This window comes from Runella limosa DSM 17973, assembly GCF_000482465.1.
Lineage (GTDB): Bacteria > Bacteroidota > Bacteroidia > Cytophagales > Spirosomataceae > Runella > Runella limosa.
In genome coordinates this window covers 158609-175854 of sequence record NZ_KI519425.1, presented here as the reverse complement: position 1 = coordinate 175854, position 17246 = coordinate 158609, and the positions used below count along the sequence as shown (strand labels likewise).

The 17246-nt window shown below is 47.5% G+C and carries 13 protein-coding genes; 3 read left to right on the top strand and 10 right to left on the bottom strand.

The genetic code is table 11. The annotated features are described in order from the left end of the window. Positions 1-577: 577 nt before the first annotated feature. The 10 genes from K339_RS0123935 to K339_RS0123885 form a co-directional block, all read right to left on the bottom strand. The gene (locus K339_RS0123935) at positions 578-1321 is read right to left on the bottom strand and encodes an SDR family NAD(P)-dependent oxidoreductase (protein WP_028525869.1); all 744 of its coding nucleotides are present in this window, start codon (positions 1319-1321) and stop codon (positions 578-580) included. Between the two features lie 223 nt (positions 1322-1544). Further along, positions 1545-2495 (bottom strand): dihydrodipicolinate synthase family protein, encoded by a 951-nt coding sequence (locus K339_RS0123930; RefSeq protein ID WP_028525868.1) that lies wholly within the window; start codon positions 2493-2495, stop codon positions 1545-1547. Between the two features lie 11 nt (positions 2496-2506). Beyond that, positions 2507-3418: a DMT family transporter gene (locus K339_RS0123925; protein WP_229598806.1), complete on the bottom strand. Its 912-nt coding sequence runs from the start codon at positions 3416-3418 to the stop codon at positions 2507-2509. 55 nt (positions 3419-3473) lie between these two features. After that, on the bottom strand, positions 3474-4601 hold the full coding sequence (locus K339_RS0123920) for a mandelate racemase/muconate lactonizing enzyme family protein (protein ID WP_028525866.1): 1128 nt from the start codon (positions 4599-4601) through the stop codon (positions 3474-3476). Then, positions 4601-5557, bottom strand: coding sequence for a 3-hydroxyacyl-CoA dehydrogenase family protein (locus tag K339_RS0123915; RefSeq protein WP_229598805.1), 957 nt, complete (start codon positions 5555-5557; stop codon positions 4601-4603). The genes K339_RS0123920 and K339_RS0123915 overlap by 1 nt, the downstream gene beginning before the upstream one ends. A 16-nt stretch (positions 5558-5573) precedes the next feature. Further along, positions 5574-5957 carry a RidA family protein gene (locus tag K339_RS0123910; RefSeq protein ID WP_028525864.1) on the bottom strand — a complete coding sequence of 128 codons (384 nt, stop codon included), beginning with the start codon at positions 5955-5957 and terminating at the stop codon, positions 5574-5576. A 318-nt stretch (positions 5958-6275) separates the two neighbouring features. Further along, positions 6276-7079: a creatininase family protein gene (locus K339_RS0123905; RefSeq protein ID WP_028525863.1), complete on the bottom strand. Its 804-nt coding sequence runs from the start codon at positions 7077-7079 to the stop codon at positions 6276-6278. A 6-nt stretch (positions 7080-7085) separates the two neighbouring features. After that, positions 7086-8873: a RagB/SusD family nutrient uptake outer membrane protein gene (locus K339_RS0123900; protein WP_028525862.1), complete on the bottom strand. Its 1788-nt coding sequence runs from the start codon at positions 8871-8873 to the stop codon at positions 7086-7088. Between the two features lie 31 nt (positions 8874-8904). Continuing rightward, positions 8905-12069, bottom strand: a complete 3165-nt coding sequence (locus K339_RS0123895) for a SusC/RagA family TonB-linked outer membrane protein (protein WP_028525861.1) — start codon at positions 12067-12069, stop codon at positions 8905-8907. A gap of 316 nt (positions 12070-12385) precedes the next feature. After that, positions 12386-13024, bottom strand: a complete 639-nt coding sequence (locus tag K339_RS0123885; protein ID WP_028525860.1) for a GntR family transcriptional regulator — start codon at positions 13022-13024, stop codon at positions 12386-12388. 155 nt (positions 13025-13179) lie between these two features. On the opposite strand from K339_RS0123885, the gene K339_RS0123880 reads away from it, so the two are divergent. From K339_RS0123880 to K339_RS0123870, 3 genes are all read left to right on the top strand, one after another. Then, entirely contained in the window at positions 13180-14199 is a 1020-nt protein-coding gene (locus tag K339_RS0123880; protein ID WP_028525859.1) for a Gfo/Idh/MocA family protein, read from the top strand. 171 nt (positions 14200-14370) lie between these two features. Next, complete coding sequence (locus K339_RS0123875) at positions 14371-15765, top strand: DegT/DnrJ/EryC1/StrS family aminotransferase (RefSeq protein ID WP_028525858.1); 1395 nt, start codon at positions 14371-14373, stop codon at positions 15763-15765. Continuing rightward, entirely contained in the window at positions 15762-17114 is a 1353-nt protein-coding gene (locus K339_RS0123870) for a neutral/alkaline non-lysosomal ceramidase N-terminal domain-containing protein (RefSeq protein WP_028525857.1), read from the top strand. Before K339_RS0123875 ends, K339_RS0123870 begins: the two co-directional genes overlap by 4 nt. Positions 17115-17246: the final 132 nt, after the last annotated feature.

Genomic DNA, 17246 nt, shown 5'->3' with positions numbered 1-17246 from the left:
CTTTGTTTTAATCTTTAATTCAACTTTGGCAAAGTACCCGTAAACTAGGTTCTGAGGAACCTTGGTCGGAGGTTTTGAGAAACCTCCTTCACACTACACTTGCGTGCTTTCGGATACTTTTATCCGAAACAAGGGTTTCTCAAAACCCCGTCAATAAAAACCGCTCGCAAACTAGGTTCTGAGGAACCTTGGTCGGAGGTTTTGAGAAACCTCCTTCACTCTCGCGTGCTTTCGGATACTCCTATCCGAAACAAGGGTTTCTCAAAACCCCGTCAATAAAGACCGCGCGCAAACTAGGTTCTGAGGAACCTTGGTCGGAGGTTTTGAGAAACCTCCTTCACACTACACTTGCGTGCTTTCGGATACTCCTATCCGAAAACAGGGTTTCTCAAAACCCCGTCAATAAAAGTCGCTCGCAAACTAGGTTCTAAGGAACCTTAGTCGGAGGTTTTGAGAAACCTCCTCCACACTTGCGTGCTTTCGGATACTCCTATCCGAAACGAGGGTTTCTCAAAACCCCGTTAATGTAAGCCGCTCGCAAACTAGGTTTTGAGGAACCTCCTTCACAGGCAAAGCTCTAATACGTCGCTCTGCCTCCCGATAAGTCGAAGGTAAAGCCCGTAGTGAAACTGTTTTTTGATGAAATAATATAGGTGGCCAAGTCCGCCGCTTCTTCCAACGTACCACAACGTTTCATCGGAATCTTGTCCGTCATGTACTTGACCTGAACTTCGGGCATGGCATCCACCAAAGGCGTACGAATCACGGCAGGTGCTAGGGCGTTGACCGTAATTCCGTCCTCGGCGTATTCTTTTCCCTGCACTTTGGTCAAACCAATCACCGCAGCTTTTGAGGCCGAATAGGCGAGCATTCCCGCATTTCCCTCTTTCCCAGCAATGGACGCGATGTGCAAGATGCGACCGTATTTTTGGGCCAACATCGACGGAATCACTGCCTTCGAAGTATAAAAGCAACTCATAAAGTTGACGTCAAACACCTTTTGCAAGTTTTCGGTGCTTACTTCGTGACTTTTTAAGTTGGTTACCCCTGTGATACCCACGCAGTTGACCAAAATATCTACTTTCGAGAAGCGTGCCACTACTTCTGCCACGGCCTCTTGTACTTGCGTTTCGTTGGTAATATCAAGTCCGATGCGCATGACCTGCTCACCATAGACTTCAAATTCTTGTTGAAGCCCTTTTTCGTTAAAATCAAGCAATGCCACGTGGGCTCCTTCGGCAAGGAGTTTCTTGGCGATTGCCAAGCCTATGCCTGATGCGGCTCCCGTTATGATAGCTATTTGTTCCTTAAATTCACTCATTTTCTACAAATGTTACGCCTACAAAGATTGCGCCTCTCCGAGGCGGTTTTGGTACATTATTTTATCCTACAAACGTTGCGCCTACAAAGGTTGCGCCTCTCCGAGGCGGTTTTGATACATTATTTTATCCTACAAACGTTGCGCCTACAAAGGTTGCGCCTCTCCGAGGCGGTGGGCAATGACACCCATTCGAAATTCTGCACTCGAAATTCGACATTCCCCTCTACACTACTTCCGCTACTGGGCGAATGGCGTAGGTTTCGTCGTTGAGAACGTCAATGACACGCTGATTTAGTTCTTTGATATAACTTACACTCGACGCGTCTGGAATGTAAGCGGCTTTACGGGCAATGCTGTTGCTCAATACACCCCGCGCAATGAGCAATTCTTTCTCGGCGTAATGGAACAATTCCATGTTTTGCAACGAGAAGAAAATCTGCGGCATTACTTTTTCAAACAAGTCAAACGCTTTGCCATCTTCACCGTTACGGCGCAAATCAAACACACGCTGGAGAATATCGGCTACCGCCAACCCTGGCATGACGCCCTGAATACCAATCGGCACCAATTCGAGCATGTACAAACCACCCCATCCTTCAAACAAACCAACCTTGCCTTTGGTCGCTTTGATGATACTCTCAAACTTAGGCGCGCAAAGCGGTTCTTCCAATTTGAGGTATTTGAAATTCGGATTTTCATCCATCAATTCTTTGATAAACTCTACGCTGATGGATGAACCGCCTGGATTGAAATCTTGGATGAGAACAGGAGTAGTGGGGATTGACTGAAGGAACTCCGACAAATATTGTTTCAACGAACTCTCGGGCAAGCTGAAAATACGAGGGACGGCCAACGATACCACATCCGCACCCGCTGCTACGTTGGCTTGGGCCAAACGAATCGCTACTTTGAGTGAAGGATGGTTTGACTGCGCCACAATCTTGATGCGCCCCGCCGCGTGCTCAACGGCCACACGCACGACCTGAAGTTTTTCTTCGTCTGTCAGTTTATAAAATTCACTAGCATAAGCGGGTAAACAAACCGCTTTAATGCCTCCTGCAATGGCGAAATCAATCAAATTGCGAAGAGCGTTTTCGTCGATTTCTTCGTTTTCGGTAAAAGGTGTGGGAACAATCGGGACAACGCCGAATAGCTCGTTTGTTAGCTCTGACATATCTGTACTGATTATGGATTATTATTAATCATTTTTTTTTGTTGCACTCTGCTATCTACAATAGAAAGGATAAGGGTAGAAACTAGCACTAAAAGGCCGCCAATAATGGCCTGTGAATTAAGCTTTTCCCCCAGCCAAAAAGCAGCAATCGGAAGTCCCATAAACGTAATGAGGTAGTTGGATAAAGCCACTTGGGTCGCGTCCAAATGCTTGAGGGCCTTAAAAAACAATACCATCGAAAGAAAGTTATGAAACACCGTCAGCGAAATCATACCAATCCACGTATTGGTGGTAAACTCAGGGATTTTGCCAAACATTTCGGGTTCGTAATAAAGTACCAGCGGCGTTAGTAAAATACACATCACGAGGTAGGTATAAAACACCATTTCGATTTCGGTGTATTTCTCCGCGATTTTCTTGCAGCCTACGTTATAGTACGCATTGCCCAAAATAGCCAAGAAAATAAGCACATTTCCTAACGCGTATTTAGAGCTTAAATCAATACGCTTGATGTCGTCGGTTGAGCAAAGGGCTACGCCAATAATTGCAATCGCAAAGCTGACCCAGCGTGCTGCGTTCATGCGTTCTTTGAGCATGAGAAAGGCAAATACGGCCGTAATGACGGGCAAGGTAAGCACCAAAATGGCCGCATTACTGGCCAACGAATACTGCGTTCCCCACGTCATTAGTACTTGTGAGGGAAATGCTCCCAACGCCGCCAACTGCACGAAAATCAAGATATCGGAGAGTTTTTTACCTCCTTTCTTAAAATCGCGTACCACAAACGGCCCCAGCAAAATCGTAGCCAGTAGCATCGGTGCCCATACCGTAAAATACGGCCCGACTTGGTCTTGCGTCAGCTTGATGCTCGTAAAATGAAAGGCCCACATAAAGTTACAAGCAAACAGTATGGTCCAAGACATTGCCGATTTTTTCATAGTAGCCCCCTGCCCCCAATGGGGAATTTTCTATTATCTGTTAGTTACAGTTGAATTCACTCACTCTATATTTTTCCAATGCCACTCTGTCTAGCTCAATGCCCAGTCCTGCGCCTTGCGGGACGAGGGCGGCTCCGTTTTCAAATTGAATAGGAGTAACAATCAAGTCGTCTTCGCGCACTAACTCCCCAAAAATATCCGACGGAATGGTGCAGTTGATGCTCGCGGCGGCAATGTGCAGCCCCATGGTTTCCGAAATTCCTAAGTCCACTTCCGAACCTCTCCAACAGGCTTTCCCCTCTAAATGAGCGACTTCGGCCAACAGTACGCAGTTATAAGCCGAACCGTTAAAATTATACCCATCCACGGCATCGGCACGTACAAACGCAACCATGTCACGGATGTCTTGGGTGTAAGGCAACGAAATATGGCGGTACATTGGAATACCCAACGTTTCGCGGAGGTACTTAAACCCTGCGACATCGGCATGAAGAATGGGATCTTCCAACCCCAGCATGATGTCTTTTTCGACGCCTTCCATGAGCCTAAGCGTGGTCGCTACATCCGTCCAACGCTGGTTGGGATCGAGCAATATTTTAATACCATCACCGCATTTTTTCTTGATTTCGGCCGTCCACAGGCGAACAGGGTCTTCGTCGGAACACTTAAATTTGAATGCTTTGTGTCCTTTTTGCATGGCTTCGTAGGCTTTTTGCGCGGCATCTTCGGGCGTGCGGCGGCCCGTCCAGCCAAAACAATCGACGCGGTCGCGGTAGGCTCCACCAAGCAATTGAGCGACGGATACGTTCAGAATTTTGCCCACCACATCCAGCACCGCCGTCTCAAAAGCTTCGTAAATTCGTTGGTCAGTTATGGGCAATCGACGCCAGTTTAATTGGAGTACATCTTGCCCAACCAGTGTTTTCATAGCCTCAGACAACAGCTCTTTGGAGGCACTTCGATAGGTTTCACCGATGCCTGTCAGGCCATTTTGAAGCGTAATTTCAATGACCCACTTGGGTTGATTGGCAAACTCCGTCCAGCGCTCACCCGTTAAAAATTTCTGGGCAAAGGCGGCATCTTTGTCTATTACCTCCTCCGAATTTAGGCTTCCGGGCTTGGCAGGCACAATCACCTCCGTGGCTTTAATGGTGTGGATAGTCGTCATTAGGGATTTTCAATCGAACTGGATGAATACTTTTTGGCTAATTTTCGGACGTCATAGCTAAATTCAATAAATTTTTCTTCCCACCGCTCGGCACTTTCGGGCGTGTAGGGGTAAAATCCTTGGGCATTGCTAACGCCCTTGGCACCTGCCGACACGAGGTCTTCCATAAAAGCAGGTGCTTCGGTAGCGTTGCTGAGTTCTGGAAACAAGTCTTTCATAACGGTCAGGTACGCTGGAATGCCCGTCAGGTCCATAAATCTGAATGGGCCTGCAAACGTAATCCAGTACCCCAAATCGTTTCGTAACGAACGGTCCACGTCTTCCATGGTAGCGTAGCCGTTTTCGACCAAATAAAAAGCCTCGCGCAGCATGGCGTACATGATGCGGTTGGTGATAAACCCACGAATGTCTTTTTTCAACAACGAAGGCTCTTTGCCCCAGCTTTCGGCCAACTCGACCATTTTGTAGGCATATTCCAGTTGCGAATCTTTACCACAAATCACCTCCATGAAACGCGTGATGTGGGCAGGCTCGGCCCAGTGAATTCCCAACACTCGTTCGGGGTATTGGAGTCCACTTTGAAGTACCGTGACGGGAATCGCCGATGTGTTGCTACCAATGATGGCCGTAGGCGAAAGCACCGTTTCTAGCTTTTTATAGACGCTTTTCTTTTCGTCAACATTTTCGATGATGGATTCAATCACCACTTCGTGTCCCGCCATTTTAGTCACATCGTCGGTGATGGTATGGCGTTTTACTACTTCTTCGGGGCGCTCATTCAGAATGCCTTCTTGGTGGAGTTGTTCCAAAAAAGAGAGGATACGCTGCCGTGCTTCATCCACTATGCTTAGGTCTTTGACCAACGATGTCACCTCATGCCCCGCCGCCAAAATGCAGGTGGCAATGCTGCTTCCCATAAGTCCTAGCCCAACCGTACCAATGCGTTTTTTAATCATTTCTTCACTCATCTTATCACTTGATAATTGCTATCGCGTCAATCTCAATTTTAATTCCGTCCGACAACACCGACTGCACCGTGGTTCTGGCGGGTTTGATTCCCTGAAAAAACGACGCATACGCCGCATCGTAGCGGTCGAAGTCGTTGATATCTTCTAAGTGCGTCGTACATTTGACGATGTCATCGACGGTTCCTCCTGCGGCTTCTACCACCTTTTGAATGTGCGAAAGCGTCAGCAACGTTTCTTCTTCGATGGTTCCGTGAATCACTTCTCCCGTGGTCAAGTCGAGTGGGCCTTGTCCGCTGATAAACAACCATTCGCCTACCATTACTCCTGCCGAATAAGCGCCCGTATTGGCAGCTTTATCGGGATGTTTTATTTCTATTTTTTTTGACATAACTATGTTGATTTTCAAAACTTTCAAATCTTTTTTATTTTACCAAAATGTTCGCAAAGAACCAGGTTGACCGCATTAAATAGCTTTTTATTGCTCCAGAGGAGCTACATCTTAGTAGAAAGAATGACCCAGGTATTCCCCCAAGCCCCATCGGGGTGACATCTTTCACCAAGAGTCAGTCGCCCCGACGGAGCCTTGGGAGGTGTGGGACGTGTTTGCTTACCTTTTTCTACTAAGATTTAGCCTCGCTGAGGCTACTTTTTTTAAATGCGTTTAACCTGTCAAAGGGCATTCACTTTGTGTTTCTTTGTACAATTCTTAGGGTTCTTTGTGGTTAAAAAGACGCTCCGACAACGGCCAGTTTTTGAATGATTCTATAAATGTAATTAATCCTTTGATAGCCTGTTCTACTAAATACTTTCCTTTTTCTGCCGTCCCCAATTGAGGCTCGCCGCTGCTGCCATTGCTCGAAATAAAAGCTGTTTGTTTGAAGACCGTCACCCCGCGATATGGCTCATCATCTTCCCACGGAATGTAGCCATTGCTTTCGGGGCGTTGTGCCCGTTCGACGCGCTCCATCCATACTTTGTCGGCAAATAGGTGCAGCATCATGCTTGTTTCGTACTCACACGCGTGGCTCAGGGCGGGGCTTTCCATCGGTGGTTCGCCCGCAAAGGCTTTTCCACCCACCTCCCAATACGTTGCCAACGCGATAGTAGGCTGGTGGCTTATGTCAAAACGCTTGCTCAACACCGCCAATGCTTGGCGCACGGGGGTGATGTTTCCCCCGTGGCCATTGAGCAAAATAATCTTTTTAAAACCACTTTCTACCAACGACCCCACCAAATCCATCACCACTTGGGTATAAAGCTCGGGCGAAATACTCATCGTTCCCCCCAAGGATAAGTGATGGTGGCTCGACCCAAAAGGCAGCGTGGGGCAAAGCAACACCGACTCAGGTAATGCTTTTTCTATCTGCTGAGCAACGTACGTGACAATGTCGGTATCGGTCGAAACCGACAAATGTGGGCCGTGTTGTTCGATGGCGCCCAAAGGTAACACCACCACCTTGTCTTTGGCTGCCTCGTTGAGGTCGGGGTAAGTAGAAGCGTAAAAAAGCATAACGAATTAATAATTAGGATTTTGCTTCAACACTGGTTGACCATTGACCACACTTAGGTCGATTTGTGCCTGCGGGATAGGGTACAACTCGGTTTTCCCTTTCTTAAAAGTCGCCCCTTTCATGTAGGTAAAGTCATAACCTGGAATGGTTGTTTCGTGCTGCACGTAGGCATTGAGAACATTGGCCATGTAGCCCGTTCCATTGTCCCAACGGCGAAGGTCGAAGTAACGATGACCTTCCATTCCAAACTCAATTTTACGCTCAAAACGTACTGCTTCCCGCGCAAACTCTTTGCCTTTGGCCGTAAATTCCGTCGTATATAAACCTACTTTATAATTGGCTGCTGGTTCGTTGGTAACTCCTTTTAGTGGTGCGGTGTTGTCCACATACTTTTTCACCCATCCAGCAGGATTGGCCGCCCGTGAACGCACACGGTTGACATACTCTTGCGCTTTTGCCAAACTTCCCACTTCTACTTCCGCTTCTGCTGCCCACAACAATACATCCGCAAAACGAATCATGGTGTAATTGTTAGAAGTCCAACGCGATGATGATGAGGTAGTTGCCGCCGCTGCTTGGTAATAGATGCTCTTAATCGGACTGTAAGGACCCGCAACCGACTGAACGCGAATCCACGCTTTACCTGGGTGTAGTCCCCAATCCAAGTATGGAATACCGCGACGGCCTACTGTCCAGTCCAAACGCGCATCGAGCGTTCCTGCATAAGGCGTAAACGGTGTGCTACTTTCGATTCCTTGGTCGTTTGTAACATCTGAATTATTGAAGGTATCAATCAAAGGCAAGCCCGTGGTAGCATCCGTTTTAAACGAATTGACCAAAGTAAACGAAGGCTGATACGCTCCGCAGCAAGTAGCAGGGCCACCCATTGGGAAGTTAAGAGCATCGCCGTAGTTCCCGTTTTGGAACGATTCTGCAATCGACATTTGCACGGCAAACACCGATTCAGGGCCGTTTTTCTTAGAAGGGTTAAAGTTATCAGCGTAGTTGACCAACGCATACTTTGCTCCTGATGAAGTTACCCCGTTAGCAATTACGTCTTCCAATACCGTTTTAGCTTCTGCGTATTTGTCTTGGAACATATACGTTTTTGCCAAAAATGCCTTCGCTGCCCAGCTGTTGACACGGCCTACTTCGGTTTTTGTACCAGAAAGGTTGTCGGCTGCGAACTTAAAATCTGCCTCAATTTTAGGCCAAGCTGAAGTCGTATTAGCGACTTTATAATTGTCGTTGGCGTAGCTAATGCTTTCGTCCAAATACGGAATATTTTCCCACATTTTGGCTGCTTCCAAGTGATACACCGCCCGCAAAAACGTTGCTTCGGCTTTGATTTGCTTGGCTTCTTCTGCCGAAAGGGCAGGGTCGTTGGTTTTGGCTAACACCCGCAACACGTCATTTGCGCGCTGCACTCCTGCATACAACACCATCCATTTGTTGTTGAACGGTGCCAGCGTCGGGTCATAGTTGTAGCTTTCAACCGCTTCCATCGGTGGCAACGCCGACGCCTGCGTTCCTGTGTGGGCATCATCAGAGGTTACCCCGCCAAAAATCCAGTTGCTCACCCCCACAAAATAATAGGTGGTGTTAGGTACACCCCAGCCGTCGAGCAAGGAATACGCCCCCGTCAAGAGACCATTCAAACCTGCCTTGTTGGCAAGGGTAGCTTCGCTGGTAGAACCCAACGCCCCGATTTCGAGGTATTCTTCCTTGCAGGAGTTGGTGGTCAAAATCAACCCCAACCCAGTCGCATATAGTAGTGTTTTAAATCGTTTCATGTAAGTCGATGTTTTGAACAGTGCTACGCACTTAGAATGAAAGGTTTAGACCAAAAATAAAATTCTTCTGGTTATTGGGATAGTTGGCATAGTCAATTCCAAACGACGAACTGTTTCCGCTCAACTCTGGGTCAAGACCCGTGTATTTGGTGAACGTAAACAAGTTCGCAGCCTGGGCGTACAAGCGAAGTTTGCTCATACCATATTTTTTGAGGAACGACGGTTGCACAGTATAACCTACCATCAACGAACGCATTTTGAGGAACGACCCATTTTCTACGTAAAACGAGTTTGAAACCCCCGATGAACTGAATGAACCCGTTGACTCGATTTTTGGAATGCTACTGTTGGGGTTTTCTGGCGTCCAAGCGTTCAATAAATCGTTGCTTTTTGCCCCAACGTACGTACTAAAGAAGTGCGTAAATGACCGCACAGTGTTGTAGATTTCGTTGCCTTGCGAGCCGTACAAAACGGTTGAGAAATCAAAATTGCGGTAAGTCACGCCTAAGTTAAGGCCGTACGTAAAATCAGGGTTAGGGCTTCCAAGGAAGGTGCGGTCGCTGGCGTCGATTTTGCCATCAGCGTTAACGTCTTCGTACTTAAAGCGACCTGGCGCTGCCCCTGTTTGGGTCGGTGACGAGGTCACTTCGGCGTCGTTTTTAAACAATCCAATCACTTTGTATCCAAAAAATGAGCTTACAGGCTGACCGATTTGGTTACGAACAACGTTTCCGAGGTTTTGGGTGTTGGCACCATCAAAATACCCTGGGCTTGGGGTGTTTACTACTTTGTTTTGGTAGGTAGTAATGTTGGCACCAATGCTGAATTTCAAACTTGGGCTAATCGTTTTGCGGTAGGTCAAGGCCAAATCCACCCCTTTGTTTTGGATGTCGCCAATGTTCACCGTTGGCGCCGTAGCTCCCCCAGCCGTAGCAGGAAGCGGCTGGCTAAACAATAAGCCATTGATTGACTTTTTATAGTATTCGACCGAAACGTCCAATTTGTTGTTCAAGATAGTACCGTCCAAACCGATGTTGGTCACGATGTTTTCCTCCCATCCTGTGTTCGGGTTTCCGATACTTGTTTGGGCAAAACCTTGTGCCAACGCACCGTTTCCGCCAATATCATAGTAAGCATTAGCAAACGTCCCCCCGAAAAGCGTGTAAGCATTCTGCGGACTTACGTTGTTTTGCGAACCAAGCACCCCGTAGCTTGCTCTCAATTTCAATTCGTTTAGCCAAGCAACATCTTTCAAGAACTCCTCACCCGTCAAGCGCCAGCCGAGCGATACCGAAGGGAAAATACCGTAACGGCGATTGGCACCAAAACGCGATGAACCGTCGCGGCGAACCGTTACGCCTACCAAATATTTGTCATCAAACGAATAATCAACACGGCTAAAAATCGAGAACAAGGTATTGTTATAAGCACTGCTACCGTTGGTGATGTTGATGGTTCCGTTTGACAAGCTCAAATAATCAAAATTGGTAGAAAATAAGCGACTTGCCGAACCAATGAGGTAACGCCCATAGTTACGAATCGCTTCCGAACCCACAATTACTTTCAAATTATTTTTGCCAAATGAATTCGTGTAGGTCAACGTATTCGTCCACATGGTGTTGCTGTTGTAGAGCGCAATTTCCGAAAACGAGTTAGGGTTCGTGTTTCCTTCGGAGTTGTTGTAAGGGGTAAAGTTAAAGTTCGTAGCATACTGATTATCAATACTTCCCCCGAAGCTGGTGCGCGCCGTAAAGTGCTTCAAGAAATCAACTTCAGCATACACGTTCCCGATCACATTCCAAGCGTTGGTTTTGTTGTTGACAGTGTTCATTTGTACCGCCACAGGGTTCGACGAACTTCCCAATTCAGGGCCTGCGAACGTTCCCCCGTAGTTGCCTCTGATGTCATACACGGGGATAGTTGGCATGGCACGGTACGTCCAAGCGATGGGGTTACCCGTACTCAAGTTGTCAAATCCTGGGTTACGTTTGTAGAACATATAGACGTTTTCACCCACCCGAATGTTATTTTTAATCTTAAATTGGGTATTGATACGGGCCGAATAACGCTCCAAATAGCTCTTCAGCATCGTTCCTTGTTGGTTGAAATACCCTAGGGATACCATATAATTCGACTTATCAGTACCGCCGCTGGCCGTTAGGTTGTGGCTGGTCATCGCGGCGGGCTTAAACAACTCATGGAACCAGTCGGTACCTTCTTTGTTTACGGACTGAATCAAGTAGTTGCGACCTGGGTTGTTGGCATCAAAATTATACTTGGAAGGATCCACTGCCGCATCGCCTGCCTTACCGACGCCCGTTGCACCTGGGCCTCTATACGTAAAGTCAGGAAGACCGTTTTGAAATAAACCCGTAGTCGGATAAGCTACTTTCGTCAAACGCGCAAAATCAGTTGAATTGAGTAAGTTAAACACATTGCCTTTCAACGGTTGTTGGCTTCCGTAGTAGGCATCGTACGAAATAACAGGTTGTCCAGATTTTCCTTTTTTCGTTGTTACTACAATTACCCCGTTTGAACCACGTACACCATAAATGGCCGCCGCACCCGCATCTTTCAAGACTTGAATCGACTCTACGTCGTCCGAACTTACGTCGTTGAGTTCTGCCTGAACTCCGTCAACGAGTACCAACGGCTGCGTATTTCCAAAGGAAGTAATCCCCCGCACGAAGATATTGCTAGGACTTCCTGGCGCGCCTGAGCTAATAACATTGACCCCAGCCGCCTGACCTTGAAGGGCTTGCACCGCCGAACCCGACGGAATCGATTTCAACGCCTTTACATCCACCACCGACACCGAGCCTGTAATGTCTTTTTTGCGCTCAGCCGAGTAACCCGTTACCACAACCTCGCCGAGGGTAGTGGTGGAAGGAACTAGGGAAATGTTAAAAGTCGTTTGTGAACCCACATTCACCTCTTGCGCTTGGTATCCAATGTACGAAATTACCAACACCGCATTCGAGCCAACCGTCAATCTAAATGTACCGTCGGCGCCCGTGATGGCACCATTTGTCGTATTTCCTTTAATAAGCACCGAAGCGCCTGCAATGGGCTGAGAATCATCAGCCCCCACCACTTTACCCGAGATTTGGGTTTGGGCGTACACCGCAACGGACATAAGTAGGCAAAGCAATAGCATACTTACCCCTTTTTTTCGGAGTAGGAAGAAGTCATTCATGTGTGTGATGTTTTTTTAAAGAAAAGAGTTAATAGTAAATAGGGCTTTGCATTTAATGGTGTTTTAATAAGGGTTATTGGTAACATTCTCAATTCTCCAAATCTAGTTAGGCATTACGCGACTTTTGCCTACATATCTTTGTTGAATTTGTTTACAAAGAAAACTTATTTTTGTAAACAAAAAAAAGTTATGTTAATTTTTTTTTACGAAACCCTTTCTCCCCTATCCCCCTCAAAATCAAAACCCCAAGGGTTGACTACGAGCGTAGCTTACCCTTGGGGTGGTTAGAATACTGTTATATACTATATATGAAGGCTCAATCCAGCTCCAACGCCTCTACTTCCCCGCGCAACAAGTGCTTCGACAAAGTTTCTTCCGCCAACTTTACATCTTTCTCTTTCAATGCTTTCAACAACTGCCGATGCTCTTGGTCAGTAAGCTCGTAGTCGTCCATGTGGGTTTGAGATTTTCCCAACTTTTGGTGAAAAAGCGGAATGTTACTGATTTCGTAAATGTCTTTCAACTTATCATTTTGGGCAAAATCAATGAGTGTTTCGTGAAATTTAACATCCGCCTCGCAAGCTCCGCCAAAATATCCACGCTCCACCATTGAGGAAAAATCGTTACAAATTTCTTCCAACTTGCGAATCCCCTCTTCATCAATCTTTTGAATAGCCAACCGAATCGCCCCCAATTCCAATATTTCGCGCAATTCACGAATCTGACGTACATCTTCCACACTCATCGACTTCACAAAGTACCCCCCTTTTTCGCCCGTTTCAATCAACTGTTCCCCCAATAGCCGCGTCAATGCCTCACGCACCGCCATGCGGTTCACATCCAAACGCTTGGCCCAGATATCTTCCTTTAGCCTAGTACCCGACACCAGTTGGTTCGACAGAATCTTTTTGCGAAGCTCATTATATACTTTATTTGCGAGGGAATCTACTTTCATTTTTTGTAGTCAAATTTTATGCAAAAATGTAAACAAATTTTAAGTATCTTTGTAAAGTTAAAAAATATTTATCCAATGACACCGTAATAGTAGTACAAATATGTCTTCCTAAATATAGATAATATATTGTCTATACCCAATCATCTGTTTTCATCATGGAAAAAACCACATTTACTAGAAGAAATTTTGTTAAAAGCGCTACTGTCGGAAGTTTATCGTTGTCGGCCCTTGCCCCTTCTTCTTTTGCCTCTGCGCCCTCAACGGTAGCCGCGGGCAAGCGAGTGGGCATCATTGGCCTTGATACCTCACACAGTACCGCCTTTACCAAAGTTCTGAATGCGCCCGATGCCAGTGCCGACTACCAAGGCTACAAAATAGTCGCGGCCTATCCACACGGCAGCAAAGACATTGAAAGTAGCACCAAACGCATTCCTAGTTATACCGAAGAAGTAAAAAAATTGAATGTCGAAATCGTCGATTCGATTGAAGCATTGTTAGCAAAAGTCGATGTAGTATTGCTCGAAACCAACGACGGCCGCCGCCACCTCGAACAACTGATTCCCGTTCTTAAAGCAGGCAAGCGGGTTTTTATCGACAAACCCATTGCCGCCTCGCTTTCCGACGTCCTCACCATCTTTGAAACTGCCAAAAAATACCAAATGCCGCTTTTCTCCGCCTCGTCGTTGCGACACATAAAAGGCGTAGAAAAAGTGGATAAAACCAAAGTCGTAGGCGCTGATACCTTCAGCCCTGCGGTGTTGGAAAAAACGCACCCCGACTTGTTTTGGTACGGTATTCACGGCGTCGAAACGCTCTATACCGTCATGGGTACGGGCTGCAAACAAGTGATTAGAATCAACAACGAAGGAACCGACATTGTGGTAGGCACCTGGGCCGACGGCCGCGTGGGCACCTTCCGCGGAACACGCACGGGTAAACACGACTACGGCGGCACGGTTTACACCCAAAACGGGAACATTGTACTCGGTCCTTATGGCGGCTACGAGCCTCTATTAAAGGACATTGTCTCGTATTTTGAAACGGGTCAAGTGCCCGTTACCCCCGAAGAAACCATTGAAATTTTTGCCTTTATGGAAGCCGCCGACGAAAGCAAACGCCAAGGCGGCGTCCCCGTAACGCTCGAAAGTGTGTTAAAAAAGGCGAAAAAAAGCTAATTAGTTTGTCATACCGACGAAGGAGGGATCTACTTCCACAATGACAGATGCCTCCTAGCGTCGGCATGACAAACCCCCATCGTGTAGGTGGTTTCTCAAAACCAGCCTATCGGGTTTCTCAAAACCCAGTTTATTTGGCATCAATCCACTCATATTGACTAAAAAATTTATATGCCTTCCCAACCTTTTTCAAGACGCGAGTTTCTCAAACGGAACTCACTAACGGGACTCGGCGCTGCCTTGGCTCCCACACTGCTAACGACCTCACCCGCAGAAGCTAACGCAAAATCGGCCACGTTTTCGTTGGCAGAGCCTCCAGCGTTGTTGGGAGGCAAACCCGTACGGACGCAACAATGGCCCACGTGGCCGATTTGGAAACCCGAAACGGATGAAAAACAACTCCTCGAAGTATTGCGCAGCGGCGTTTGGTCACGGGCCAATGTCGTCACCGACTTTGAGGCAAAATGGGCACAAGCCGTCGGAGCGAAGCGTTCGTTGGCGGTGGTCAACGGCACCAATGCCCTCATCACGGCGTTGGCGCAGCTCAACATTCGGGGGGGCGATGAAGTACTTGTTCCGCCTTATACATTTATCGGAACAGTCGCGCCCGTCATTGCCAACGGTGCCATGCCCGTGTTTGTCGATGTTGACCCCGAGACGTTTCAGATTGACCCTGCCAAAATTGAGGCTAAAATCACCCCCCGAACCAAAGCCATTATCCCTGTTCATATTTTAGGTTTGCCTGCCAATATGCCGCAGATTCTGGCCATTGCCAAAAAACACAAATTGGCCGTGATTGAAGATGCTTGTCAGGCGCATTTGGCCGAAATCAACCATCAAAAAGTAGGAACGTTTGGTGATGCGGGCTGTTTTAGCTTCCAAAATTCCAAAAACTTAGCCATCGGCGAAGCAGGAACGATTGTGAGCAACAACGACTTGTTTATGGATCGTTGCTTTTCGTACCACAACTACGGCAACCCTTACGGCATGGCCTCGGGAGTGATTGGCGCGGGTACCATTATGCAGGGCAACAAACAACGTATTACTGAATACCAAGCCGCCATTGGATTGGCTCAGTTGAAACGCTTGGAAGGTGAAACCAACCTCCGCAACGAAAATGCAGCTTACCTAAAAGCCAAAATCGAACAAATTCCAGGTGTTATTCCGTACAAACTGTACGACAATGTCACCAAAGCAGCCTTCCATTTATTTCCATTCCGTTACCAAAAATCAGCGTTCAAAGGACTTTCACGCGACACGTTCTTAAAAGCGCTGACGGCCGAGGGAATCCCATGTTCGAAAGGTTACGCGACCCTCAACAACATGCCTTACCTCGATGATGCTTTCCAATCAAAGAATTTCCAGAAAATGTACCCCAAAGCTATGCTGGATTTTAAAAGCTACGTGGAGCGGAACCATTGTCCCAACAACGACCGCCTCTGTAACGAAGAAGCCGTTTGGTTTACCCAAAATATGCTCCTCGGTACACGCGCTGACATGGACGACATTGCTAATGCCATCGAAAAAATCTTTACCCACGCCGATAAACTCCTGACAATGAAATGAGAAAGCATCTTTGGCTGGTGGGTTTATTCATCATTTCAACCACCTTTGCAAAAGGCTGGAAAGCAGGCGTTTCGAAAGTTGTCATTACGCCCAAAGAAGCGATTTGGCAAGCAGGCTATGCCTCTCGCACCCACGCTTCGGAAGGAAAACTGCACGATTTGTGGGCCAAAGCCGTGGCACTGGAGGACGAAAATGGCCAACGCTCAGTGCTGGTCACTACCGATATGTTGGGATTTCCCAAGGCTATGTCTGACCGTATCCGAAGCCAGCTACAAGCACGTTTTGGGTTGAGTAAAGCGAATGTTCTCTTGAACAGTTCGCACACGCATTCTGGCCCTGTATTGTACGACGCCCTGCACGACATTTATCCCCTCAATACCGCCGAAGAAGCAAAAATCGACCAGTATTCGCGTTGGTTGGAGGGGCAAGTGGTGGAGCTAATCGGCAATGCGTTAAAAAACTTGGAACCCGTTGAGCTGTTTTCTCAAAACGGCGTAACCCGCTTTCAGGTCAACCGACGCAACAACAAAGAAGGGGCTTTGCTCGAACAAACTGAATTAAAAGGCCCCAACGACTACGCCGTTCCTGTCATCAAAGCCGTGACGCCCAAGGGAAAGCTCAAAGCCATCGTTTTCGGCTACGCTTGCCACCCTACCGTGCTTGACCTTTACGCTCTTTCGGGTGATTACCCTGGTTTTGCCCAAATTGAGTTAGAAAAAGCGCACCCCGAAGCCACTGCTTTGTTTTTTCAAGGTGCTGCAGGCGACCAAAACCCTTTGCCCCGCCGCACGGTTTCGTTGGCCAAGCAATACGGAAAAGAATTGGCCGCCGCCGTGGAACGGGTGTTGGAAGAACCCATGAAACCGCTTTCGGCGCAGTTTCAATCGGCCTATTCGGAGGTTACGTTACCACTTTCAGCACCACCAACGGAAGCACAATTGTTGAAAATCCAACAAACCGAAGCACCCTACATGCAGCGCTGGGCCACTCGCCTACTCAGTGAAATGAAACAAGGCAAGCCGTTTGTGTCGTCTTACCCCTACCCCATTCAACTATGGAAGCTAGGCGAACAGGCTTTGTTCAGTTTTGGCGGGGAATTGGTCATTGAATACGCCATCGAGTGCAAAAAGCGCTACGGAACAGACATTTTTGTGGCGGCTTATTCCAACGACGTGATGGGGTATATTCCTTCCGCCACGATTCTAAAAGAAGGCGGCTACGAAGGCCAATCATCGCAAATGGTCTATGGATTACCGAGTATTTGGGACGCGTCAGTTCCTAGCCTGATTTATGCTGAAATTGACAAACTAGCGAAGCAAATTAAGCTCGTCACGCTCGCCCCGAAATGATTTCGGGGCGAAATAGGGCTTAAAGTCTCCGACTTTAAACAATGAAACACGGTTGTAAGCAACCGCCAAGCGAGGGTATGAGTACCCTCGCACACGCTCACACGCTCGCCCCGAAATTATTTCGGGGCGAAA